This window comes from Frankia sp. CcCS3 (assembly GCF_977927575.1).
Window position 1 is genome coordinate 1 of sequence record NZ_CDWRCL010000023.1, and the last position, 21,476, is coordinate 21,476.

Consider the following 21,476-nt stretch of genomic DNA (forward strand, 5'->3'; position numbering starts at 1 on the left):
ATCGAACCACGCTTGCCGGCGGTGGCGTCGAGCGCGTCGATACCGGACAGCGTCTGGCTGGCGAGCAGCAGATGGACCCCGTAGGCGCGGCCCTGGCGGGCCAGGACCTCCAGGTGCGCGACGGCCTCCCGCGCCACCGAGTCCATCGGGGTGAGCATCACCTGGAACTCGTCGACCACGACGATGATCCGCGGCCAGGGCGAGCTCCAGTCGGCCGCCCGCAGGCCTCGCAGGTCGCGGGCGCCGACCGCACGCATCGCCACGGCGCGGCGGCGCATCTGTTCACGGACCGCCCGCAGCACCGCGACGCCGAACTCGCGGTCGCTCTCGATGCCGACGGTATCGGCGTGCGGCAGGTAGAACGGGTCCGTCGGACCGGCGGCGAACTGGGCGAACTCCAGCCCCTCCTTGAAGTCGAGCAGATGGAAGCGGACCTGGTCGGGCCCGTAACGCGCGGCGATCCCGTAGATCACGTCGAGGAGCAGCGTCGACTTGCCCGACCCGGCCTGGCCGCCGACGAGGGCGTGCACGGTGTCGTCGTCGAAGGTGAACCCCACCGGCCCGTCGGGGCCCTGCGCCACCTCAACACCCACCCCGGCGGCGCTGTCGAACTCCCACAGGCCGCGGGGCAGCATGTCGCTGATGGCGGGCGGCCGGGTGGCCTCCCGGGTGGCCTCCGCGGCGACCTGAGCCGTGACCGCGGCGACCAGCATGGAGTGCGGCGGCGGGTCCAGCTCGACCCGCAGCAGACCGGTCAGCGATGTGCACCAGCCTCCCGCGGCGACCCGGCACCATCCCGGCCGATCGGCGAGGAGCTCGACCGCGGTGAACACCACCGACCTCGGCAGGGGTTCCGTCACCGAGTCCTCGTCCTCGTCGGGTTCCAGGCCGATGACGTCGGGATCCAGCGGCGTCACCTCATCGGGATCGTCCCGCGAGCCGCCCAGGACCGGCTCCGCACCGGACGGCCGGACCTCCACGATGGAGATCACCACCACCCCGCAGGACGGGCCCTGGGCCGCGATGGCGGCGAGCGCCCGCGCGCCCTCGTCGTGCAGCCGGGGCTCACCGAGCAGCACCAGGACGTGCCAGGGCTCCGAACGCGGAAGCCCGGCATCCTCCCGCTCCCGCAACGAGTCGAACCGGCCACCGAGCCGGTCCACAGTGATCCTTCCCACCTCCGCCGACAGCTCCGCGAGGACCTCCTCGAGCCGGGCCCGCGTCGTGAGCGTGGGAGTGGCCACACCGGCGGCACGCAGCGGCGCAAAGCCAGCGAGCCCGGCACCGAGCTCGTGGGGGTCATAGACGACGAGTCGGACCCGCCCGGCCGGCGCCGCGGCGAGGACGCGGGTCAGCAGGCCACGCACGAGGTCGACCGCGGCGGGCCGGCGGGACCGGGTCGTCTCGATCCGCAGGTTCAGGCCGTCCAGCAGCGGGATGGCCAGTGGCACCGTCCGGTGCTGCGCCGTGGGATCGTCGGGCGGCACGATGACCTGGCCGACCTGCCACAGAGCGGGCCGGAAACGAGCCCGGTCGCCGACCGGGGCGACGCCGAAGGGGCCGTGCCGCCAGTCGGGCGCCGCCCAGGACGCGCCGGCGAATCCACGCGCCCGGGAACGGGCGATCACGGCGGCCCGGACGAGCTCCCCGGCGACGTCGAGCCGCCCCGCACCGGACTCACCGAGGCCATCAGCCTTCCCGGCGACACCGGAACCCGCTTCGGCCTCGATCCGGTCCGCCTGCTCATCCAGCCGATCGGCGAGCGCCAGTGCCGCCCCCAGCGAGGACTGGATACCGGCCACGAGCGTGCGCGCCCGCCGGGTACCCGACACGTTGACCTCCCCACACTGTGTGTTGCCGTGCTCGGCGTCGAGCCCCCCGACGACCATGACACGTCCGACGGAGCAAACATCCCAGAACGCGCCGACCGGCCGAACTGTCCTGCCGGCGCGACGGTCTGGGCACGGGGACCTCGCCGGACGAAAGCATGCGACGACATCGGCGACGTTATCGGTACAACCACCCGCAGCCTGGCCGTTCCGGACGACGGCGACGCCGGGACCACCGGAGCGGGCTACCCCTCGACCGGCACCAAATCAACGGCGCCGCGCGTGTTCAATGATCCGTCGGGGCAACCGTCCCGGTCAGGTAAGCCAGCGCACCGATCGAAGGGGCGAAGGTCGGCGATGAGCAGGTGGAAAGGGAACGTCGGTGACGGACGCGGCTGACACGGCTGACACGGCGGGCCTCACGGAGACGGCGGGTACGGCGGCGGCGAAACAGCGACCGCTCGCCGTCATTGACGTCGACGGGGTGGTGGCCGACGTCCGACACCGGTTGCGCTTCCTGCGCGCCAGTCCCAGTGACTGGGAGGCGTTCTTCGCAGCGGCGCCCGCCGATCCCCCCTTGGCCGAAGGGGTGGAACTAGCCCGCAAGCTGGCTCGGGACCACGAGGTGGTATGGCTGACCGGCCGGCCGGAGCGTTCCAGAGAGGCGACGCGGCGCTGGCTGACCGAGCAGGATCTGCCGCCGGGTGAGCTGCGGATGCGTCCGGACGCCGACCGTCGGCCGGCTCGGGTGTTCAAACGCGCCGAACTTCGCGAGCTCGGCGCCGGCCGTCGGGTCGCCGTCGTGGTCGACGACGACCCCGCCGTGGTGGACCTGCTGCGCGCCGACGGCTGGCCGGTCCTGCGGGCCGAATGGCTCGCCTACGAGGCGACGCTGGGCAACGCCCAGGAGACCGAGGGCCGCACCTGACCATGAGCCGCGCCTCGGCGACGCTCGGTGCGGCCCGCGGCCGGCGGTCGGGCCCGCCGGTCAGCGCGAGGCCGACCGCCGGTACACGCGCGCGGCGAACGGCCCGAACACCACCAGCAGGCCCAGACACCAGGCGAGGGACTGCAGGAGAACGGAGACGATCGGACCGCCGAGGAACAACGCCCGCACGGCGTCGACGGTCACCGTCACCGGCTGATGCTGGGCGAACGCCTGCAGCCAGCCCGGCATGGTCTCCACCCGGGCGAAGGCCGAGCTGGCGAAGACCAGCGGGAAAATCCAGATGAATCCCGCCGACTGCGCCGCCTCCGCGCTACTCACCGACAGCCCGATGACGGCGGACAGCCAGGAGAAGGCGTACGAGAACAACAGCATCAGCCCGAACCCGGCCAGCACCGCCGGCACCGTGGTCTCCCCGAACCGGAATCCCACGGCCAGGCCCACCAGAAGCATCACTACGACGATGAAGACGTTGCGGGCGAGATCGGCCAGGGTACGGCCGGTGAGCAGCGCCGACCTGCTCATGGGAAGGGAACGGAACCGGTCGATCAGACCCCGCTGACGGTCCTCCGCCAGCCCCACGCCGGTCAGCATCGACCCGAAGATCACCGTCTGCAGGAAGATGCCCGGCATCAGGTAGTCCACGTACTTGACCCCGTCACCCACGTTGATCGCGCCACCGAAGACATAGGTGAACAGCAGGACGAACATGACCGGCTGGATGGTCGCGAAGATGACGAGCTCGGGTATCCGCCAGGTCTGGATCAGATTGCGCCGGCACATCACCCACGCGTCGGCAACGGCCCACGACAGCTGCCCGCGCCCCGCTGGAGTCAGCTCGAGGGTGCTCATATGGTCACCATGTCCTTGTCATCGTCCTTGTCGTCCTTGTCGCCCCGGTCATCAGGGGTGTCGGTGTCGCCACGGCCGTCGCCGCCCGCGCGTGCGGGCGGCACCTCGCTGCCGGCCGGAGCGCGCCCGGTCATGGCGAGGAAGACGTCGTCCAGCGACGGCCGGTGCAGGGCGACGTCGGAGATCGGCACCCCCAGCTCGTCGAGACCCCGGACCACGTCGGACAGCACGCTCGCGCCCGGTACCGGCACACTGACCCGGCGCGTCTCCCCATCGGCCGTCGCCGCGCCGGATCCGAACCGGGCAAGCACCGCCCGGGCGGCCTGGACATCCTCGGCGGCGTCACCACCGACGACGATGTCCAGCCGGTCGCCACCGACCTGCGACTTCAGCTCGTTCGGGGTACCCCGCGCAATGACCCGGCCGCCGTCAACCACCGAGATCCGGTGGGCCAGCCGGTCGGCCTCCTCCAGGTACTGCGTCGTGAGCAGGACCGTCGTGCCGTCCCGCACCAGATCGGCGATCACCCTCCACATCGCCGAACGGCTGCGGGGATCCAGTCCGGTGGTCGGCTCATCGAGGAACAGCACCGCCGGGTTGATGATCAGGCTGGCCGCGAGATCGAGCCGCCGCCGCATCCCGCCCGAGTAGGTACGCGCCTGCCGACCGGCCGACTCGGCGAGCTCGAACCGCTCGAGCAACTCGACCGCGCGGGCCCGCGCGACGCGGCTGCGCAGCCGGTAGAGCCGCCCGAACATCTCCAGGTTCTCCAGGCCGGTGAGCCGCTCGTCGACCGCCGCGTACTGACCGGTCAGACCGATCCGGGCACGCAGCGCGTCCGCCTGCCGGACGACGTCCAGACCGAGGACCCTGGCCTGGCCGCCGTCCGGGCGCAGCAGGGTCGACAGGATGCGTACCGCCGTCGTCTTGCCGGCTCCGTTGGGCCCCAGCATGCCGTGCACGGTGCCGGCATCGACCCGCAGGTCCAGGCCCACCATCGCTCGTTTGCCGCCGTAGCTCTTCTGCAGGCCCTCGGTGAGGACCGCCGGGTTGTCTGTCACGAGGCGGACCGTACGACGAACCTCCGACAGTTTGGAACCGAATAAAGGCGGGGGGAGGCTAGGCCGAGCTCCGCCGGGTCCGACGACTGGCCAGCTCGTCGCCGGGATGGGTCGCCGGCGGATGACCAGGCCGCTCGCAGGGCAGTTCAGCCAGCTGGCCACGCATGTCGCGCAGGGCTCGGCCAACGGCGATGGCGAACACGCCCTGCCCACCCCGGACAAGATCGATCACCTGGTCGTCCGAGGTGCACTCGTACACGGTGGAGCCGTCGCTGATCAGGGTGAGCTGCGCCAGGTCGTCCACGCCGCGGGTACGCAGATGCTCCACCGCCACCCGGATGTTCTGCAGCGACACACCGGCCTCGAGTAGCTTGCGGACCACGCGCAGCACCAGGACGTCACGAAAGGAGTACAGCCGTTGGCTGCCGGAACCGGACGCGTCGCGGACGCTGGGGACGACCAGACCGGTCCGAGCCCAGTAGTCGAGCTGGCGGTAGGTGATGCCCGCCGCGGCGCAGGCCGTCGGCCCCCGGTACCCGACGTCGTCCCCCGGCGGTTCAGGAATCTCATCCGGAAAGAGCTGGCCCTGTTCGATCATCGCTGTACGCACTTCGCCGCCATGCCAGCCCCATCCTCCGGACCGTTCCGGATCCGTCCCGACCGCCGACGTCACCCGACGCCGCCAGCCCGGGCACCCGGCCCGATCGAACCGTTTCCACCGTCGTGCGGCCTGCCACGATCACCTCGACCACACGACTCCCTGTCCCCGACCGCCGCCGGTCGACGGTCTGCGAGACCGCGACGCGGCACCCCTGTGCCCGTAAGCCGGGACCGCCCGCCCACCCGTCGGCACGGACCCGGGCGGAGCGCATCACGCCGTTGCCACAGCCCGGCAAGGTCAGAGCCGGAGAGAGCCCGTTCCGCCACGTCTACCGCGGGCAGGGGCACGAACTCTACGGTCGGGCTCTCCCGACCGTAGGAGCGACGCGCGGTTCCTTCAATGATCTAAGCCGGCGTGTCTGTAGTCCAGCGGACGTCATTCAACAGATCGGTCAAATCGGAAGTGCGCTCCGATACTGCCCGCACACTGGATCACAGCCGACCTTGGCCAGGGCTGGCTGAAGGCCTCAACGGCCGACCTGCTCCCAAGCGGGCACGCCAAGGACTGGGAGGCTCAGGGGCCAGGAGCCCTCGGGAACCGGGAACCGGGAACCCTCAGGAGCCGGGAGTGTTGAAATCCTCCGGGGAGATCGTGTCAAGGAACTCCCGGAACTTCTCCAGCTCGTTCTCCTGTTCTTGTTCCTGTTCCTCGGGAACGGTGATCCCGGCCTCGGCCAGGACCGCCTCGACCCCGTAGACCGGCGCTCCCATCCGCATCGCCAACGCGATCGCGTCGGACGGCCGGGCGGAGACCTCCACCCCGTTGCCGAACACGAGCGTGGCGAAGAAGACGCCGTCCTGAAGGTCGGTGATGGTCACCCGGGTCAGATCCGTCTGCAGCACGCGCAACACGTCCCGCATCAGGTCATGGGTCATAGGTCGAGCCGTCGTGATGCCCTCCTGGGCGAAGGCGATCGCCGTCGCCTCAACAGCACCGATCCAGATGGGCAGATACCGCTCACCGCCCACCTCCTTGAGCAGGACGATCGGCTGCTTCGACGGAAGCTCGACTCGCACGCCGACGATGTCCAGCCGATGCACCGATCTACCTCCTCGCAGGTGGGGCGGGGCGGGATGTTGTGACCGGAGCCAGAAAACCCCACAGGGGAGACAGTATCCCCGCTTCCGTCCGGCGTCAGCGCGCCCACCGGTTCGGCTGTCCGGCAAGGCACTCCGAGCGCAGCCCCGGCAGCCTCCTCACCTCGGTCTCAACTCGAGCGTCCCGCCGCCAGCCGGGAGCGCAACAGGGCCGCGTGCAAGCGGACCACCAACGCCGCCAGTTCATCGGCGGTCTCGGCGTGCCGTCCCGAGCCCTCACCACCGCGCTGGCCCCGCAACGGGGCGACGGCGGCCTCGATGAGACCAGCCTCACGGTCGGCCACGGTGCGGGCGGCCCGCAGATGCCGGGGCTGCACGCCGTGGCCGGCCAGCAGCGCCACGGTCCGCGCGACGAGCAGGGCGTCGGAATCGTAGTACCCGCCGCCCGCGATCGGACCCACCAGGCCGTGCTGTTCCAGCTCGGTCAGGGCCTCGTCGCCGAGCCCCGCGGCGGCGAGAAGCTCCCGGCGCGACATCCTAACCCTTTCCGCCCCGAGGAACGCGTCCAGGCCGGTAGGGGTCGGATGCGGAGGCAGCGCGCGGGGTCCGGGCCGATGCACCGGGGTCTCACCGCGGTCGAGCGACGCCAGCTCCTCCTTGATCACGCGCAGCGGAAGAAAGCGATCCCGCTGCGCGTGCAGGACGTAACGGAGCCGGGCGACGTCGTCGACCGAGTACTTGCGGTAGTTCGCGCTGGTACGGGCGGGTTCGACGAGTCCCTCCGCCTCGAGATAACGGATCTTCGACAGGGTAATGTCGGCGAAGTCCGCCCGCAGACGGTCGAGAACCTGGCCGATGTTGAGCACCTTCGCGTTCTGTCCGGCCTGGTCCGAGCGCGCTGCGCCCGAACGCGGGGCCGGCGATGCCGCGGCGAGGCCGCCGCTCACCGTGGGTCCTTCCTCGTCACCGTGCCGCTGACCCCCCGTAGCTCGCGCCGGTCAGGAACACCAGGCGGAACTTGCCGATCTGCACCTCGTCGCCGCTGGTGAGCTCAGCCGAGTCGATCCGCTCGCGGTTGAGGTAGGTACCGTTCAGGCTCCCGACGTCGCGAACCGAGAAGCCCTTGGTGTACGGCGAGCGATGGAACTCCGCATGCCGGCGGGAGACGGTCACGTCGTCGAGGAAGATGTCGCTCTCGGGATGGCGGCCGACGGTGGTCATGTCGGCATCCAGCAGAAAACGACTCCCCGCATTCGGCCCCCTCTTGACGACGAGCAACGCCGAACCGGGAGGTAGCGCGTCGACGGCGGCGACGGCGTCCCGCTCGGTCGACTCGTCGACGTGGTCGCCCTCGATGCCGGACAGCGCGGCCGCCAGGTTCAGCGTCGACGTCTGCTCCGCGGGTCTCTCCGGCGCCACGGGCTCACCCGGACGCACCAGAGGAGACCCGCACCGCGCGCAGTACAGCGCGTCGGACGGGTTCTGCTGTCCGCACCTCGTGCAGAACACAGTCGCGTCCGCTTCCTGCCGGGATCCCGCACGGGCGGGGTACCCCAGCCGCTTCGGCCGCCACCGAACGGGCGGCGGGAACGTCTCTGCCAACACTGCGATGGTGGTAGCCAGACGTCCGCAGCCCACCCCCATCACCAGGATGATCACATGGCGACGGTCGGGCCGTCCACGATCGTGCCCCGGTGCACTCCGAGGCTAGTGCATCGCGGGCACGGTCGTGAAAAGGGTGCGACCCGTGTTGTTCGGCGTGGTGTGGCCCACCACCCACCATGGACACAAACCAGATACTCTCAGTTTTCCTTCACGTGCTCCGCGTACTCTTCGGCGGTCAGCAGGCCGGTGACGCCGGCGACATCCGCGACCGTGAGCTCGACGAGCCAGCCTTCCCCGTAGGGATCAGAGTTGATCAGTTCCGGCGCACCGGCAAGCGCCTCGTTGCGCGCCGTCACCTCTCCGGCGATCGGCGCGTAGATCTCGGACACGCTCTTGGTCGACTCGACCTCTCCGAAGGACTCACCGGCCTGGACCGCGGAGCCGAGGTCGGGCAGAGAGACAAAGACGATGTCGCCCAGCGCCTCCTGCGCGTAGGACGTGATGCCGACCCGTGCCGTGCTCCCGTCGAGCCGGATCCATTCGTGCTCACGGGTGTACTTCAGGTCGTCCGGGTACACCGGAGATCGCCTCCCCTTGCTCTGACCACTCCGCGGACCGCTCTGCGCCGCCCGGCCCGACGCCGTACCGCGCCGCGAACTCCACCAGGAACCACGTTCCTCGACTGGCCCGGACAGGGTCCCCTATCCGGCCGGACGGGCATAGCGAGGACTCGGAGCGGGTCGCAGCGCACGGATCTCGATGTGCTCGGAGGTCCGAACGGTCGCCTGCGCCCCGTCCCGTGCCGCTACCGTATCGAGCACCCCGCCGGGGATCCGCATCGCCTGGTCCAGCGTGTGGGCGTCGCCCACCACCCGCAGCACGTACGGCGGCGCGATCGACGTGCCGTCGACCACCAACCCCCGCCCGGGCTCGTCGGCCACGTAGGTCGAGACGACCGCTCGGACCCCGGCGATCTCGATCGCCTCGGCGCCCGCGTCCCGTAGCTCCTGCAGGGCGTCGACGAGGATCGAGGAGTCGACCGCGCGGTGGGGGTCATGGATCGTCAGCTCGAGCCCCGATCCGGTAACCGGCACGATGCCGGTGAGGATCGCCAGCCGGTCGGCCTCGCGACGCACCTCGCCCGGCCCGGCCGCCGGGGCCGGCGTCGACGTCGGCACGGGCGGCATCATCGGTTCCGCCTTCTGGCGGAGCTGATGCTCCCGGGCCGCCAGGGACCGGTCGACGGCGCCGATCGCACCGAGGGTCGCGGCGAGCTCGCCCGGCCGCGCGATGGCAAGTCCGAAGGACGGCTCCGCGGACCGGGTCGCGGCGACCGCGGCGAAACCGAGACCGGCGAGCAGGACCAGGCTCAGGGCACGCCGCGTCCGGGCACGACCCGGCCGGGCGTGCCCCGGAACCGGGCTCGGCGTCGGCTCCGACGCGACAGGGACCACGACGGGCGACGTGGGCGGGTTCGACGGCGCCTCGGGGACCGGCGGCTCGGGGACCGGGGTCGGATCGGGCTTCGGATCGGGCTTCGGATCGGGTACGGACTTCCGTCCGGGCCCGGATCCCGCAGGGTCGCCTGTCGAGGTCACCGCCACCGTCAGACCTTGATCAGATGCTGACGCAACGCGGTCGCGGTGGCGAAGATGCGGATGCCCAGCACCACGACCACCGCGGTGGACAACGCGCCGCCGAACCCGATCAGGTCGCCAAGTAGCACCATCAGGACGGCAACCGCGACGTCGAAGACGAACGAGACGATGAACACCCGGTCGTCGAACACCCTCTCCGCGACGGCCCGCGCGCCGCCGAGAGCAGCGTCCACCGCGGCCACCACAGCGACTGGGAGGTAGGGATCCATCCAGTCGGGGACGGTCGGGGACGGTCGGGCCCAGCACCAGGCCGGCCGTCACGCCCAGGGCAAGGGCTACCACGACAATCATGATTCGCTCCGTCGAGCATGCCGCAGCACCCGGGGATCGGCCGCGGGCAGGGTCAGGTTTCTGACAGTGACGACCGCCAGGGAGGTCACCGGTGAGTCGGGACGATGCCGCAGCCGGTCGATCACGGCGGACTCCTCGAGACGCCGCACGAGATCGTCCGGATCACCCACCGCTTCGACGGTGTACGGCGCGATCATCGGCACGAATCCGACGAGAACGAGATCACCGGCCGCCCGGATCGCGCTGAGAGCCGTCAGGCGGACGCCGTTGACCGCGACAGCCTCGGCACCCGAGATCCACAGCACGTTGACAAGATCAGCAATGTCTCGATCTTGAATCCGGGTCCAGTCGGACGCCGGTGCGGGGCGGGGACTAGCGGGCCCGGTCGACGGGCGCAGCGGGGTGGGCGCCGTTGACGCACGAGGTGCCGAGGGTGCCGACGGCCCGGGGGAGGTCCGGTCCGCGAGCTCGATCCGGGCACCCGGTCCACGCACGGGGGACCAGCCGGCCGCCGGCCCGAGATCCGACAGTGCCGCCGTGGCCCGGGCCAGCTCGCGCTCGGCCCGGGCGCGCTGTTCCCGCGCCATCTTCACCCGCAGGCGCAGCTCGCTGACCCGGGTCGCGGCCGCAGTAGTCGCGGCGGATCGCTCATGGATCTCCGCGCGCAGGGCCGCGACGAGCTCCGCACGTTCCCCGGCCGTCGTCGCGGCACGCCGGGCCCCGGTGGCTATCACCAGGCCGAGCAGGCCGAGGACGAGGGCCAGGGCGAGGGGGCGCAGCCAGGGGCGACGGGCCCGCTCGGAGACGCCGCAGGGATCCGAAGGGCCGGTGGCCACGGGGCATACCGGCCCTCGGCGTGGCCATCCGGTCCGTTCTCGCACATTCGGCATTCTGACCGACCGGACACCGAGCGCCGCCGACCAGGGCCTCGCCGCGCGTGCCGCGGCTACCGCGCCTCGACCACCTCGACCCAGCGCCGCAGCAGCACGTGGGCCTCCTCGATGTCGGCACCCTCCGACCACAGGTGGGTGACCGCCTCACTCGGATCCGGCAACACCAGGATCCAGGAGCCGTCCGGACCGACGATCCGAACCCCGTCCGTGGTGTCGATGACATACCCCGCATCCGGGTCGACCGACTCCACCACGCGACGCATGACGGTGCCCTTGACCGCCCACGGGGTGGGCACTGAACGACGCAGGATCGCCACCAAAAGTATCCGGGCGTCGATGGTGCTGAGCGTCAGCCGGGTCCGTGCCACCAGGGCCAGCAGTTTCACGAACGCCGCGATCCCGTCGATCGCGGGGGCGAACTCGGGGACGATGAAGCCGCCCCGCCCGTCGGCGGCGAAGACGATGCCGTCGTCACGGGCGACCCCGGTCAACGCCGCAGCCGACAGGGAGGTCCGGCGTACCGTCAGCCCGTGGAAGCGGGTAACCTGGTCGGCCACCCGGGTGATGGTCACCGGCAGGGCCACCTCCGCGCCGGGATTCTCCGCCGCGACGAGGTCGAGGAACACCAGCAGGGCCCGGTCATCGTCGATGAGGTCCCCCCGTTCGTCGACGATCGTGACGCGCTCGCCGACATGGTCGAACCGCACGCCGAAGGCCGCCCCGGAGCTGGCGACGAGGGCGCCCAGGCGGTCGGTGGCCCGCAGATCCTCCAGGGCGCTGCGGGGCGGGATGGTCTCGTCGACGCGTCCGTTGACGGTGAGCACGTCGACGCCGAGCCGGCCGAGCAGTGTCGGCAGCACCAGGGACGCCGAGCCACCCGAAGGATCAACGACGATCTTGAGATCCGCCTCAACGATGCCGGCGGTATCGACCCGGTCAAGCAGATCCTGGATGTAGAGATCCATGGTGCGGGCCGGGAAACGCAGGTCACCGATCTCACCGGGAAAGGCCCGGCGGAACTCCTGGCGGGAGAAGACCCGGTCAAGCTTGCGCTGCGCCACCGGGGAGAGGTCGTCGCCGTCGGCATCCAGGAAGATGATGTCGATGCGTTCCGGGTCTCCGGGGGTGGTGCGCAGCATGATCCCCCCAGCGGCGTTGGACGAGCGGACATCGAAGCGGGTGACCGGCATCGGTGCCACCTCAAGATCACGGACGTTGATGGCGCCGGCGGTCAACGCGCTGATGACGGCCCGCTTGAGGGCCCGGGCGGCGCGGGAACCGTCCCGCGCGGTGGTGACGGTGGCTCCCTTTTTCAGGGTCGTGGCGTAGGCACCGGCGAGGCGCACCACCAGCTCCGGGGTAATCTCCGCGTTCACCAGGCCGGACACCCCGCGCGGCCCGAACAGGGTCCGCTGGCCGCGGGACTCCCAGATGACGGACGTGTTGACGACCGCGCCGGCCTCGATCGTCTTGAACGGATACACCTTCACGTCATGGGAGATGAACGCCTCCTCGCGGACGACGCACTCGTCTCCGACGACGGCGCCCTCCTCGATCCTGGCCGCCCGCAGCACGTCGGTGCTCTTGCCGATAACGCAGCCGCGCAGGTTCGTCTGCGGGCCGATGAGCGCGTTGTCCTGGACGATCGCCCGGTGCAGGAACGCGCCGCTCTTCACCAGCACGTTGCTGCCCAGCACGGAAAACTCCCGCAGCTCGGCGCCGGCCTCCACCTTGCTGTAGTCGCCGACCACGAGCGGCCCCTTGAGGATCGCCTCCGGGTGGACCTCGGCGTCCTCACCGATCCACACCCCGGGGGACACCTCGAAACCGCCGATCTCCACGTCGACCTGGCGGTTGAGCACATCGGCCTGAGCCCGTTGGAAGCTCGCGATGGTGCCGACGTCCTCCCAGTACCCGGACGCCACATAGCCGTACACCGGGGCACCCGCCTCGACCAGCCGGGGGAAGATGTCGCCAGACTAGTCCACCGCCTCGCCGGGCGGCACCTGGGCAAGCACCTCGGGCTCCATCACGTAGATACCGGTGTTGACGGTGTCGGAGAACACCTGCCCCCAGGTCGACTTCTCCAGGAATCGCTGGATCCGTCCGTCCTCGCCGGTGATGACGATGCCGAACTCGAGCGGATCGGGGACGGATTTCAGCGCGACGGTGACGAGCGCGCCCTGACGCCGGTGGAAGGCGACCAAGTCGGTGAGGTCGATGTCGGTCAGCGCGTCCCCGCTGATGACCAGGAACGCCTCGTCCCGCAGGGCGTCCTCGGCGTTCTTCACGCTGCCGGCGGTGCCCAGCGAGGTCGTCTCGGTGGCGTACGACAGGTGCATCCCGAGCTCGTCACCGGAACCGAAGTACGTCCGGATCATCGAGGCCAGAAACTGGACGGTCACCACCGTCTCGTCGAAGCCGTGCCGTTTGAGCAGGCGCAGCACATGCTCCATGATCGGCCGGTTGACGACGGGGAGCAGTGGTTTGGGCAGGTTCGCGGTCAACGGGCGCAGCCGGGTGCCCTCGCCACCGGCCATGACGACGGCTCTCAGCGGTCACCTCCCACTTGCGCCGGTCCGGGCATCCGCCCGGAAGCGCCGGACGAGCTGGCCGGCCTGGACGAAGTACAGAAGACCAGACCACCAGTACAGGGCAGTACCCCAGATCGCGAACGCCCATCCGACCGGGCGTGCCGCGGTGGCCGGCCAGGAATCCCCGGCGGACAACAGCAGGAGAGGGAAGGCATACAGCAGGTTGAACGTCGCCGCCTTGCCCAGGTAGTGCACGGGCAGCGTGACGCCGACCCCGATCCGGCGCAGCAACGGCGGCAGCGCCAGCAGCGCCACGTCGCGGGCGAGGAGCAGAACCGCGAACCAGACCGGCACGATCCCGCGGAGGGTCAGAGCGACGATGGTGGCGAGGATGTAGAACCGGTCGGCGAGGGGATCCAGCAGGACGCCGAGGCGACTCGTCTGGTTCAGCACTCGCGCGAGCTTGCCGTCCAGGTAGTCGCTGATTCCGGCGAACGCGAGAACGCCGAGCGCCGCACCGTCCGCCTTCGGGCCCAGCACCAGCCAGAGGAAGACCGGCACGCCGAGCAGCCGCAGGGCGGACAGCGCGTTCGGAACCGTCCAGATCCGGTCCGAGGCGGCGGGCATGGTCATGCGGCGTCCCTCCTCCACCGGTTGGGCGGCGCGACGCGCCGCGACGGCGGTGGACGGCCGCTCACCACACCCGGCGCTCCCGCAGGTCCCACCGACGGGTTCGGCGCCGGTCAGGACGTCCGAGCCCGGTAGAGGTCGCAACGCCCCGCCGACGGGCCGGACATCGCTGACGCTAGCGGATCGTGGGGCACGGGGAGCGGAGAGGGATCCGCCGGCGGGGTACCCCGGCGTTCGGACCGGGTCAGATGGGACCGGGCTCAGAGGATGCGGCCGACTTTGTAGGTGGAGCTGTAGATGGGCCGCAGCGACACGACACCGCCGGTCTGCGGGGCGGCCCACATATACCCGTTCCCTGCATAGATGCCGACGTGGTAGATATTCCCAGGAGTACCGTAGAAGATCAAGTCGCCGGGCTGTTTGCCCGACTGGGGCACCTTGGCGGAGACGTTGTACTGCCCCTGCGCCATGCGCGGCAGCGAGCGGCCGAGCTGCTTGAAGACGTACTGGGCGAGGCCGGAGCAGTCGAACGAGTACGGGCCCTCCGCGCCCCAGACATACGGCTTGCCCTTGTGCAGTGACGCGAGGTAGACGGCCTTCTCCCCGATCGAACTACCCGGGATGACCTTCGGAATCGCCTGGTCGATCACGGAACCCGACCGTCCCGGACCCGTCGGACTCGTCGGACTCGCGATCGTCACCGTGGCGGCGCTGGCCAGGGAGGGACGCAGGGCGTTCGATCCGTCGAAGACCGCGGTGATCGTCGTCGTGGAGAGCAGGCGCGCGGTGATCTGCGCGGTACCGTTCGCGCCGGTCCGCAACCTCGTGGAGGTCTGCCACTGGGGACCGTTCACCACGACGATACGGACGTCCTGGTTCGCGAGCGGGGTGCCGCTGTCCGATTCCAACGCCCGCACCGTGAGCACCACCGGGGTGTTGGGCGCGACCGAGGTCTTGTCCGCGGCGATCGAGACGCTGGTGAAGACGGGGTCGTGGTCCGCGATGGCGGTGGCCAACGGGGCGAGCCTGCGGGCCGAGGCCGCATCGTGGCCGGTGGCGTGGTGTCCCGGGACGAGCGCGGCTTCCTGGGTGAGGGAGTTCGACTCCAGCGACGAGGTTCCGTCGGTGCCCCCGGGGACGGTGGCCGCGAAGGCGGCGGTCGAGGCCGCGATCGTCCCGGTGGTGAACGCGGCGATGGTGACCGCGCGTCGCGGAGGAGGAGTGGTACGGCGGCGAGCCGCGCCGGAGCCTGAGGAGCCGTGGGGCGCCGACGGGCGCTGACGATTCCGGACGAACTGGTCCCAGTCCTCCGGAAGCCAGGCCATACCACGACGGGGCAAGACGTGTCCTTCCCGTGCGCCTACGAGGGAGCTGTCGGGTTCGGGCTGGTCAGCCCGGCGACCAACGACCCGGTCAGTGCCGTCACCGCCGGAACGCGGCCGGATCCGCCGGCCACACCCGGAACTACGGCTCCCCGCACCTGCCCCGACATACTCGGAGGGGCCGCCGAACCGGGGGCAGGGCCAGGCACATCGGTTCGACGGGTATCTCTATCAAAATAGGTATATCTGTATGACACGTAACAGACACTTCATAATCTGGACACCTAGGGATCGGTAGAACAGAAGTGCCGTTGATGACGATAGTGGACATGCCCGGGCGACCCGCAATCACCCCCACCCCAACACTTGAACACGGCACCAGAAGGTCGCCGCCTCTCAGCAAGAAGTACGGATGCCGTCACGCCGGGTGCCTGTCGGCGGCTCGGTCACGCCACCTCGGTCAGGTCGTCACGACGCCCCCAAGCATCGACGTGTCGTAGATCTCTCCGGCTGTCTCGTCGGCGATCCGGCAGCGGAACGGGCCGGGTCGTCAGGGTGCGGGCTGCGGGTTCACACCCGGGACAGAACCGACCTGCGCCGGCTGCGGCCGTGCCGGCTGGCCTGACGAAATCTGCGCCGGCCTCGGCAGCCCAGGCGACGCGTGCCCAGGCGACGAGTGCGCAGGCGACGAGTGCGCAGGCGACGGCAGCCCAGGCGACGAGTGCGCGGGTACGGGCACTCGCGGCGGATTCGGCGGAAGCATGCTCGCCGCAGACCGGGCCGGCACGACGGGCGCGGCTCCTGCCGAGGATTCGGCGTGCGCGTACACCACCAGGTTGTTGAGATAGTGCCCGGCCTTCCGATCGAAGGCGCCCCCGCAGGTGATCAGGCGCAGTTCAGGGCGGAGTACCGGTCCGTAGACCCGGTTCGCCGGGAACCTCGACTTCACCACGTTCTCCGCGCGATCGACGACAAACGTCGTGGACACGCCGGTCGGCGAGGCGACCTCGACACGGTCGCCGGGCACGAGCTCGTGCAGCCGGTAGAAGACCGCCGGGCCGGTGGTGGAATCGTAGTGGCCGACGAGCACGGCAGGGCCGATGCCGCCAGGCGCCGGACCACGGTCATACCAGCCGACATCCCCCCATGCCTTGGGCACCCCGAGCGTGCCATCCGGGTTCAGACCCAGATGAATGATCGGAGCGTCCACCCTGATCTGGGGGATGCGCAGCCGGGACGGATTGTTAACGACCACCACCGGCTGCTCGGGGACGGCGGGAGGTAGCCCGAACCGGCCGGTCGTCGGCACGGGGGTGGGCGGCAGCGGGACGTCGGCGATGCCGGCCGTCGTGTCCGCCCCGGAACCGCCGCGGACGGCGTCGAACGCCGGTTCCGCCAGCCGGAAACCGCTGCCGAGGACAAGGACCGCCCCGACGAGGAGAAGCCACCGCCAAAGCAGGAGGCGCCTGCCCGCGGCGGGTGCGCGGACGGAGAAGGCCGTCGGTGCGCCGTTCGCGGGCCGCTGGTTACCGCTGCCCGTCCCACCTTTCACAGCTCCTCCCGCCATCCCGCCCGTCGATCGTCTACATGCCCGTGCGGATCGCTCCCGAGGTGGATCGTCCAGCGCACCGCTCGCGGCTCCGAACCGTCACGCGCCCGCACCACAAGGCCACTGATAGTGACTCTATCAATCGGTAGAGATACTTTCCGTGAGCGGCATGCTTGTGAGCGAGGTGCACTGGTCTCAATGATTCCGAGATCACCGAAAACTGGACGAACTAGACCGAAGAAGCGACCCGATCGCCGCCGCGAGGAGGTCGATCCGGCCGCACCACGCCCGGGCGGTTGACCCGCACCCCCACGCTCAGTCGCTAGGGTATCACTCGCAGTAATTAATCGATCACCGTACGTGAGAGAGGGGACCAGATGAAGAAAGGTATGGGTCGGAGCGCCGCCGTTCTCGCGATATCCAGCGCGGCGAGCGTCACCCTCACCTTCGGGCCCGGCCTGGCTGCTGCCCACGCCCTCGACGACAAGGACAACCACCGGTGCGACGACAAGAAGGACGGGTGGGGCATCTTCGGCGACAAGGACGATCGGGACGACAAGGACCGCGACCGCGATGACAAGATCGACGGCGACAAGCAGGTCCGGGCCGATCGGATCGACGACGGCCTGGACGGCAGGAACGGCCTGGACGGCAAGGACGATCGGGACGGCAGGAACGGCCTGGACGGCCTGGACGGCAAGGACGATCGGGACGGCAAGGACGGCAAGGACAACTGGTTCCGCTGGGACGACAAGAAGCGCGACTGCGTCGTCGGTGGCGTCGGTGGCGTCGGTGCCGGAGTCGGGCCGGGGGGCGGGCCGGGGGGCGGGCCGGGGGGCGGGCCGGGGGCCGGTGTCGCCGCAGGTGGCGGCGGGATGGCCGACCCCGGGTCCTCACCCCTGCTCCCGCTGGCCGGTGCGGCAGTAGGCGCCCTGCTGATCGGCGCCGGGGTTGCCCGACGGCGTGCCCAGGGCGCGAGCTGACCCTGCTGTTCGGCGGCCATGCGGCGTACAGACACCTCGTGGGTGACGGCCTCGGCCTGGTCCCACGCGGAGCCCACGCACGAGGGCCGGGGGTCGCGCCGTTGACGACGCGACCCCCGGTCACCGTAGTGGTCGCCGGTACGGTAACGTTGCTGCCGTACGGGACGTGGCGCAGCTTGGTAGCGCACCAGACTGGGGGTCTGGGGGTCGCAGGTTCAAATCCTGTCGTCCCGACAGAGGTGGTAAAACCCGTTGGTCAGGCTTGTGAGCCTGCTCAACGGGTTTTTTCGTCGTAAGCCGCCGTCCGGCCGGTCCGGAAAACCCGCCCGGCTGGCGGCCGGAACCCGGTCCAACCGTCAGCCGCCGCCCCTGCGGTCGCCGCGTTCACGCACCCGCACCGAGATCGAGATGGGCGAACCGGCGAAGCCGAAGTCCTCCCGGAGCCGGCGTTCCAGGAACCGGCGGTAGGACGACTCCAGAAAACCCGTCGTGAACACCACGAACCGCGGCGGGCGCACTCCGGCCTGGGTCGCGAACAGAACCTTCGGAACCCGCCCTCCACGCGCTGGCGGCGGGGTCGCAGCGACGACCTCACCCAGCCAGGTGTTCAGCCGGCCGGTCGGGATCCGGGTACCCCAGGATTCCAGCGCGGTGCGCAGCGCGGGGGCGAGCCGGTCGGTCGCACGCCCGGTACGGGCTGAGACGTTCACCCGCGGCGCCCACGCGACCCGGCCGAGGTCGCGGACGATCTCCCGTTCCAGGGTGAGCCGGCGGTCGGTGTCCACCAAGTCCCACTTGTTGAAGGCGAGGACGAGGGCCCGTCCCGCGTCGACGACCATCGAGATGACCCGCTGGTCCTGCTCGGTCACCGGCTCGTCCGCGGCGAGCAGGACGATGGCGACCTCGGCGGCTTCCAGGGCCGAGGCGGTGCGCAGCGACGAATAGTACTCGGCGCCGGAGGCCTCCCGGACGCGACGGCGCAGCCCGGCGGTGTCGATGAACATCCACTCCTCGCCGCCGACCGTCACCAGCTCGTCGACCGGGTCCCGGGTGGTGCCGGCGACGTCGTGCACCAACGACCGCCGGCTGCCGGCGAGCTTGTTCAGCAGACGCGACTTGCCGACGTTGGGCCGGCCGATCAGTGCGACCCGCCGGGGGCCGTCGGACTCGGTGAGGATCTCGCGCGGCGCCTCGGGCAACGCGGCGAGCACGGCGTCGAGCAGGTCTCCGCTGCCCCGGCCGTGCAGGGCCGAGACCGGGTGCGGCTCGCCGAGCCCGAGGCTCCACAGCGCCGCCGCATCAGCCTCGAATCGTACGTCGTCGACCTTGTTCGCCACCAGGATCACTGGCAGCCCGCAGCGGTGCAGCACCCGGGCGACCGCCTCGTCGGCGTCGGTGGCGCCGGTGACGACGTCCACGATGAACAGCACCGCATCGGCGGTGTCGAGCGCCGCGCGGGCCTGCTCGGAGACCTGGGCGGCCAGCCCCGTCGCGTCGGGTTCCCAGCCGCCGGTGTCGACGAGGGTGAACCGCCGCCCGCTCCAGACCGCGTCGTAGGCGACGCGATCACGGGTCACCCCGGGGACGTCCTCGACGACCGCGGCGCGCCGGCCGAGGATGCGGTTGACCAACGTCGACTTGCCCACGTTGGGTCGCCCCACAACGGCCACCACCGGTTGACCGGCCCCGGGGCTCGCGAACTCGCCGTCGAGCTCGCCGACGAACCCGTCGGGGCCACCGACGTCATCGCCGAAGCCACCGACGTCATCGCCGAGGCCACCGTTGGCGAACCGGTCGAACCCGGCCGCGCCGAGGTCCGTTGATAGGTCTTGTCCGCTCATCACTGTCACTGCCAACTGTCATCGTGGGACGGGATCGCCTGTGATTCCCGGGCTCGGCGCCGGGCACTCGAGCGTGGTCGGATCGCCGGGGGCTCTCACCCGCCCGTCCGGAGCGAGCAGCGATCTTGCTCAGGTTACCCGGAGCCGGCCCGGTCGGCCCCGCCGGTCCCGCCGGCCTCACCGCAGGCCTCACCGCAGGCCTTTCCGGCCCGGACGGTCGCCAGATGGTCGAGCAGGCGCACCCGGATGTCCTCCGCGACGGCGGCCAGCGCCTTGCGCGAACGTGGGTTCGCCGGCACCTCCACCGCGAACGGCGCACCGAAGACTACCCGGATCGGCACCGACCGGCGCGGCCAGCGCGCCCCCCGGGGCAGGGCGGCACCGGTGTTGATGCAGGCCACCGGTAGGACGCGGCAGCGGCCGTGCACCGCGAGGTAGGCGATACCGTGCTGGACCGCCGCCATCTCCCCGCTGCCCCGGGTGCCCTCGGGGAACAACCCGATCGCCCCGCCGCGGGAGAGCTCGTCCAGTGCGGTGTGCAGGGCCTCCCGGTCGGCCCGATCACGATCGATCGGAATCTGACCGCTGAACAGCAACGCCCGGCCGAGCACCCCCCGGTACATCTCGATCTTGCTCAGGCAGCGCACGGTCCGCGGGGACTCGATCACCACCAACGGGCCATCCAGCCAACTGCTGTGGTTCCCAGCGAAGATCAACGGTTCGTCGAAGGGGACGTTCTCGAGCCCCTCCAGGCTGATCTGCATGACCACCCGGTTGAGGAACCAGCGGACCCCGGGCTTGAGGACGCGGTGCGGGAGGTCGTTGTAGACCGGTGACGCGGCACCCCGGTGGACCGGTCCACGCGCGACCCGGGCGGCCCGCCCGGCCGCCTCCGCGGCACGTTCGCCGGCACCGTCGCCCGGCCGAGCGGCCTCAGCGCGGGGAGCCTCAGCGCGGGGGTTCGACGTGGTCATCTCGTCCGGTTCGGCAGCTGCTCGCAACGCCGAAGCACCTCGTCGACGACTTCGGGCACCGACCGGGCCGTCGAGTCCAGAACCATCGCGTCGGGCGGGATGGCCAGCGGGTCCGCCGCCCGGTTGCTGTCGAGCGCGTCGCGCCGGTCGAGTTCGGCGAGGGTCCGGGCGACGTCGTCAACGCCCTTCTCCCCGAGCTGGCGGGAGCGACGCAGCGCACGGACCTCGGTCGAGGCGGTGAGGAAGACCTTGATCTGGGCGCCCGGCGCCACGACCGAGCCGATGTCGCGACCCTCCACGACGATGCCGCCGGCCGGCAACGCGGCGGCGATCACCTGACGCTGTTGAGTGACGAGCAACGCCCGCACCGCCGGCACCGCCGCGATCGCACTGACCGCGTTGGTCACCGCGCGGGTGCGGATCTGGGCGTCCACCCCGACACCGTCGATGGCGATCGAGGGCTCGTCCGGGTCCGTACCGACCGAGATCACCGCCCGCTCGGCCAGCTCCGCGACCGCCGCCGGGTCCTCGATGTCGATCCGCCGTTCCAGCGCGAGCTGGGTGACTGCGCGGTACATCGCCCCGGTGTCGAGGTACCGCAGGCCGAGACGGCGGGCGATCTCGCGGGCCACGGTGCTCTTCCCCGACCCTCCGGGACCGTCGACCGCCACGATCAGACCCTCGGCCCCGCCTTCGTGGACCGCGGGACCATCTCCCTCGGACCCGAGCGGCGCAGACGTTCCCTCCCGGCTGTCGGTGACCATGCTTCCTGCCGACAGCGCAGACCCGTGGTCGGGCTTCACCCGATTC

The 21,476-nt window shown here is 70.8% G+C and carries 19 protein-coding genes, 1 tRNA gene and 1 pseudogene; 3 read left to right on the forward strand and 18 right to left on the reverse strand.

What is annotated here, in order from left to right:
* Positions 1 to 1,889, reverse strand: a 1,889-nt coding sequence (locus tag AC08OQ_RS04000; RefSeq protein ID WP_476611903.1) for an FtsK/SpoIIIE domain-containing protein, incomplete at its 3' end; no start/stop codon positions are given.
* A gap of 322 nt (positions 1,890 to 2,211) precedes the next feature.
* On the opposite strand from AC08OQ_RS04000, the gene AC08OQ_RS04005 reads away from it, so the two are divergent.
* The gene (locus AC08OQ_RS04005; protein ID WP_476599209.1) at positions 2,212 to 2,757 is read left to right on the forward strand and encodes a phosphatase domain-containing protein; all 546 of its coding nucleotides are present in this window, start codon (positions 2,212 to 2,214) and stop codon (positions 2,755 to 2,757) included.
* A 60-nt stretch (positions 2,758 to 2,817) separates the two neighbouring features.
* On the opposite strand, the gene AC08OQ_RS04010 is transcribed toward AC08OQ_RS04005, so the two are convergent.
* From AC08OQ_RS04010 to AC08OQ_RS04075, 14 genes and pseudogenes are all read right to left on the reverse strand, one after another.
* Positions 2,818 to 3,627 (reverse strand): ABC transporter permease, encoded by an 810-nt coding sequence (locus AC08OQ_RS04010; protein WP_462186264.1) that lies wholly within the window; start codon positions 3,625 to 3,627, stop codon positions 2,818 to 2,820.
* The gene (locus tag AC08OQ_RS04015) at positions 3,624 to 4,688 is read right to left on the reverse strand and encodes an ATP-binding cassette domain-containing protein (RefSeq protein WP_462186265.1); all 1,065 of its coding nucleotides are present in this window, start codon (positions 4,686 to 4,688) and stop codon (positions 3,624 to 3,626) included. Before AC08OQ_RS04015 ends, AC08OQ_RS04010 begins: the two co-directional genes overlap by 4 nt.
* A 58-nt stretch (positions 4,689 to 4,746) precedes the next feature.
* On the reverse strand, positions 4,747 to 5,286 hold the full coding sequence (locus tag AC08OQ_RS04020) for a MerR family transcriptional regulator (protein WP_462186286.1): 540 nt from the start codon (positions 5,284 to 5,286) through the stop codon (positions 4,747 to 4,749).
* A 617-nt stretch (positions 5,287 to 5,903) separates the two neighbouring features.
* Positions 5,904 to 6,389 carry a bifunctional nuclease family protein gene (locus tag AC08OQ_RS04025; RefSeq protein WP_476599211.1) on the reverse strand — a complete coding sequence of 162 codons (486 nt, stop codon included), beginning with the start codon at positions 6,387 to 6,389 and terminating at the stop codon, positions 5,904 to 5,906.
* A 167-nt stretch (positions 6,390 to 6,556) separates the two neighbouring features.
* Entirely contained in the window at positions 6,557 to 7,333 is a 777-nt protein-coding gene (ftsR, locus tag AC08OQ_RS04030; protein ID WP_462186266.1) for a transcriptional regulator FtsR, read from the reverse strand.
* A 16-nt stretch (positions 7,334 to 7,349) separates the two neighbouring features.
* Positions 7,350 to 7,895, reverse strand: a complete 546-nt coding sequence (locus AC08OQ_RS04035) for an FHA domain-containing protein (protein WP_009739506.1) — start codon at positions 7,893 to 7,895, stop codon at positions 7,350 to 7,352.
* A gap of 293 nt (positions 7,896 to 8,188) precedes the next feature.
* A complete protein-coding gene (gcvH, locus tag AC08OQ_RS04040) occupies positions 8,189 to 8,569 on the reverse strand; it encodes a glycine cleavage system protein GcvH (protein ID WP_476592578.1) in 381 nt (126 codons plus the stop codon).
* A 123-nt stretch (positions 8,570 to 8,692) separates the two neighbouring features.
* Positions 8,693 to 9,445: a DUF881 domain-containing protein gene (locus AC08OQ_RS04045; RefSeq protein ID WP_476611904.1), complete on the reverse strand. Its 753-nt coding sequence runs from the start codon at positions 9,443 to 9,445 to the stop codon at positions 8,693 to 8,695.
* Positions 9,446 to 9,597: 152 nt separating this feature from the next.
* On the reverse strand, positions 9,598 to 9,822 hold the full coding sequence (locus tag AC08OQ_RS04050; RefSeq protein ID WP_476611905.1) for a small basic family protein: 225 nt from the start codon (positions 9,820 to 9,822) through the stop codon (positions 9,598 to 9,600).
* 114 nt (positions 9,823 to 9,936) lie between these two features.
* On the reverse strand, positions 9,937 to 10,776 hold the full coding sequence (locus AC08OQ_RS04055; RefSeq protein WP_476599218.1) for a DUF881 domain-containing protein: 840 nt from the start codon (positions 10,774 to 10,776) through the stop codon (positions 9,937 to 9,939).
* A gap of 110 nt (positions 10,777 to 10,886) precedes the next feature.
* Positions 10,887 to 13,373: pseudogene (locus tag AC08OQ_RS04060) on the reverse strand (sugar phosphate nucleotidyltransferase).
* 18 nt (positions 13,374 to 13,391) lie between these two features.
* Complete coding sequence (gene clsA, locus AC08OQ_RS04065) at positions 13,392 to 14,000, reverse strand: cardiolipin synthase ClsA (protein ID WP_462186272.1); 609 nt, start codon at positions 13,998 to 14,000, stop codon at positions 13,392 to 13,394.
* A 257-nt stretch (positions 14,001 to 14,257) separates the two neighbouring features.
* Positions 14,258 to 15,337, reverse strand: coding sequence for a C40 family peptidase (locus tag AC08OQ_RS04070; RefSeq protein ID WP_476599222.1), 1,080 nt, complete (start codon positions 15,335 to 15,337; stop codon positions 14,258 to 14,260).
* A gap of 532 nt (positions 15,338 to 15,869) precedes the next feature.
* Entirely contained in the window at positions 15,870 to 16,871 is a 1,002-nt protein-coding gene (locus tag AC08OQ_RS04075; RefSeq protein ID WP_476599224.1) for a class F sortase, read from the reverse strand.
* 374 nt (positions 16,872 to 17,245) lie between these two features.
* On the opposite strand from AC08OQ_RS04075, the gene AC08OQ_RS04080 reads away from it, so the two are divergent.
* Complete coding sequence (locus tag AC08OQ_RS04080) at positions 17,246 to 17,851, forward strand: hypothetical protein (protein WP_476599226.1); 606 nt, start codon at positions 17,246 to 17,248, stop codon at positions 17,849 to 17,851.
* Between the two features lie 160 nt (positions 17,852 to 18,011).
* Positions 18,012 to 18,085 (forward strand) — tRNA-Pro (locus AC08OQ_RS04085).
* 122 nt (positions 18,086 to 18,207) lie between these two features.
* On the opposite strand, the gene der is transcribed toward AC08OQ_RS04085, so the two are convergent.
* The 3 genes from der to cmk form a co-directional block, all read right to left on the reverse strand.
* Positions 18,208 to 19,692, reverse strand: a complete 1,485-nt coding sequence (gene der, locus AC08OQ_RS04090; protein WP_476599228.1) for a ribosome biogenesis GTPase Der — start codon at positions 19,690 to 19,692, stop codon at positions 18,208 to 18,210.
* A 134-nt stretch (positions 19,693 to 19,826) separates the two neighbouring features.
* Positions 19,827 to 20,666 (reverse strand): lysophospholipid acyltransferase family protein, encoded by an 840-nt coding sequence (locus AC08OQ_RS04095; RefSeq protein WP_476604419.1) that lies wholly within the window; start codon positions 20,664 to 20,666, stop codon positions 19,827 to 19,829.
* Positions 20,663 to 21,469: a (d)CMP kinase gene (gene cmk / locus AC08OQ_RS04100; protein WP_476594991.1), complete on the reverse strand. Its 807-nt coding sequence runs from the start codon at positions 21,467 to 21,469 to the stop codon at positions 20,663 to 20,665. The genes AC08OQ_RS04095 and cmk overlap by 4 nt, the downstream gene beginning before the upstream one ends.
* Positions 21,470 to 21,476: the final 7 nt, after the last annotated feature.

Coding starts and splice junctions, on each gene's coding strand:
- AC08OQ_RS04020 (WP_462186286.1), bottom strand. CDS start 5,286: ATGATCGAACAGGGCCAGCTCTTTCCGGATGAGATTCCTGAACCGCCG.
- AC08OQ_RS04010 (WP_462186264.1), bottom strand. CDS start 3,627: ATGAGCACCCTCGAGCTGACTCCAGCGGGGCGCGGGCAGCTGTCGTGG.
- AC08OQ_RS04095 (WP_476604419.1), bottom strand. CDS start 20,666: ATGACCACGTCGAACCCCCGCGCTGAGGCTCCCCGCGCTGAGGCCGCT.
- clsA (WP_462186272.1), bottom strand. CDS start 14,000: ATGACCATGCCCGCCGCCTCGGACCGGATCTGGACGGTTCCGAACGCG.
- der (WP_476599228.1), bottom strand. CDS start 19,692: ATGAGCGGACAAGACCTATCAACGGACCTCGGCGCGGCCGGGTTCGAC.
- AC08OQ_RS04080 (WP_476599226.1), top strand. CDS start 17,246: ATGAAGAAAGGTATGGGTCGGAGCGCCGCCGTTCTCGCGATATCCAGC.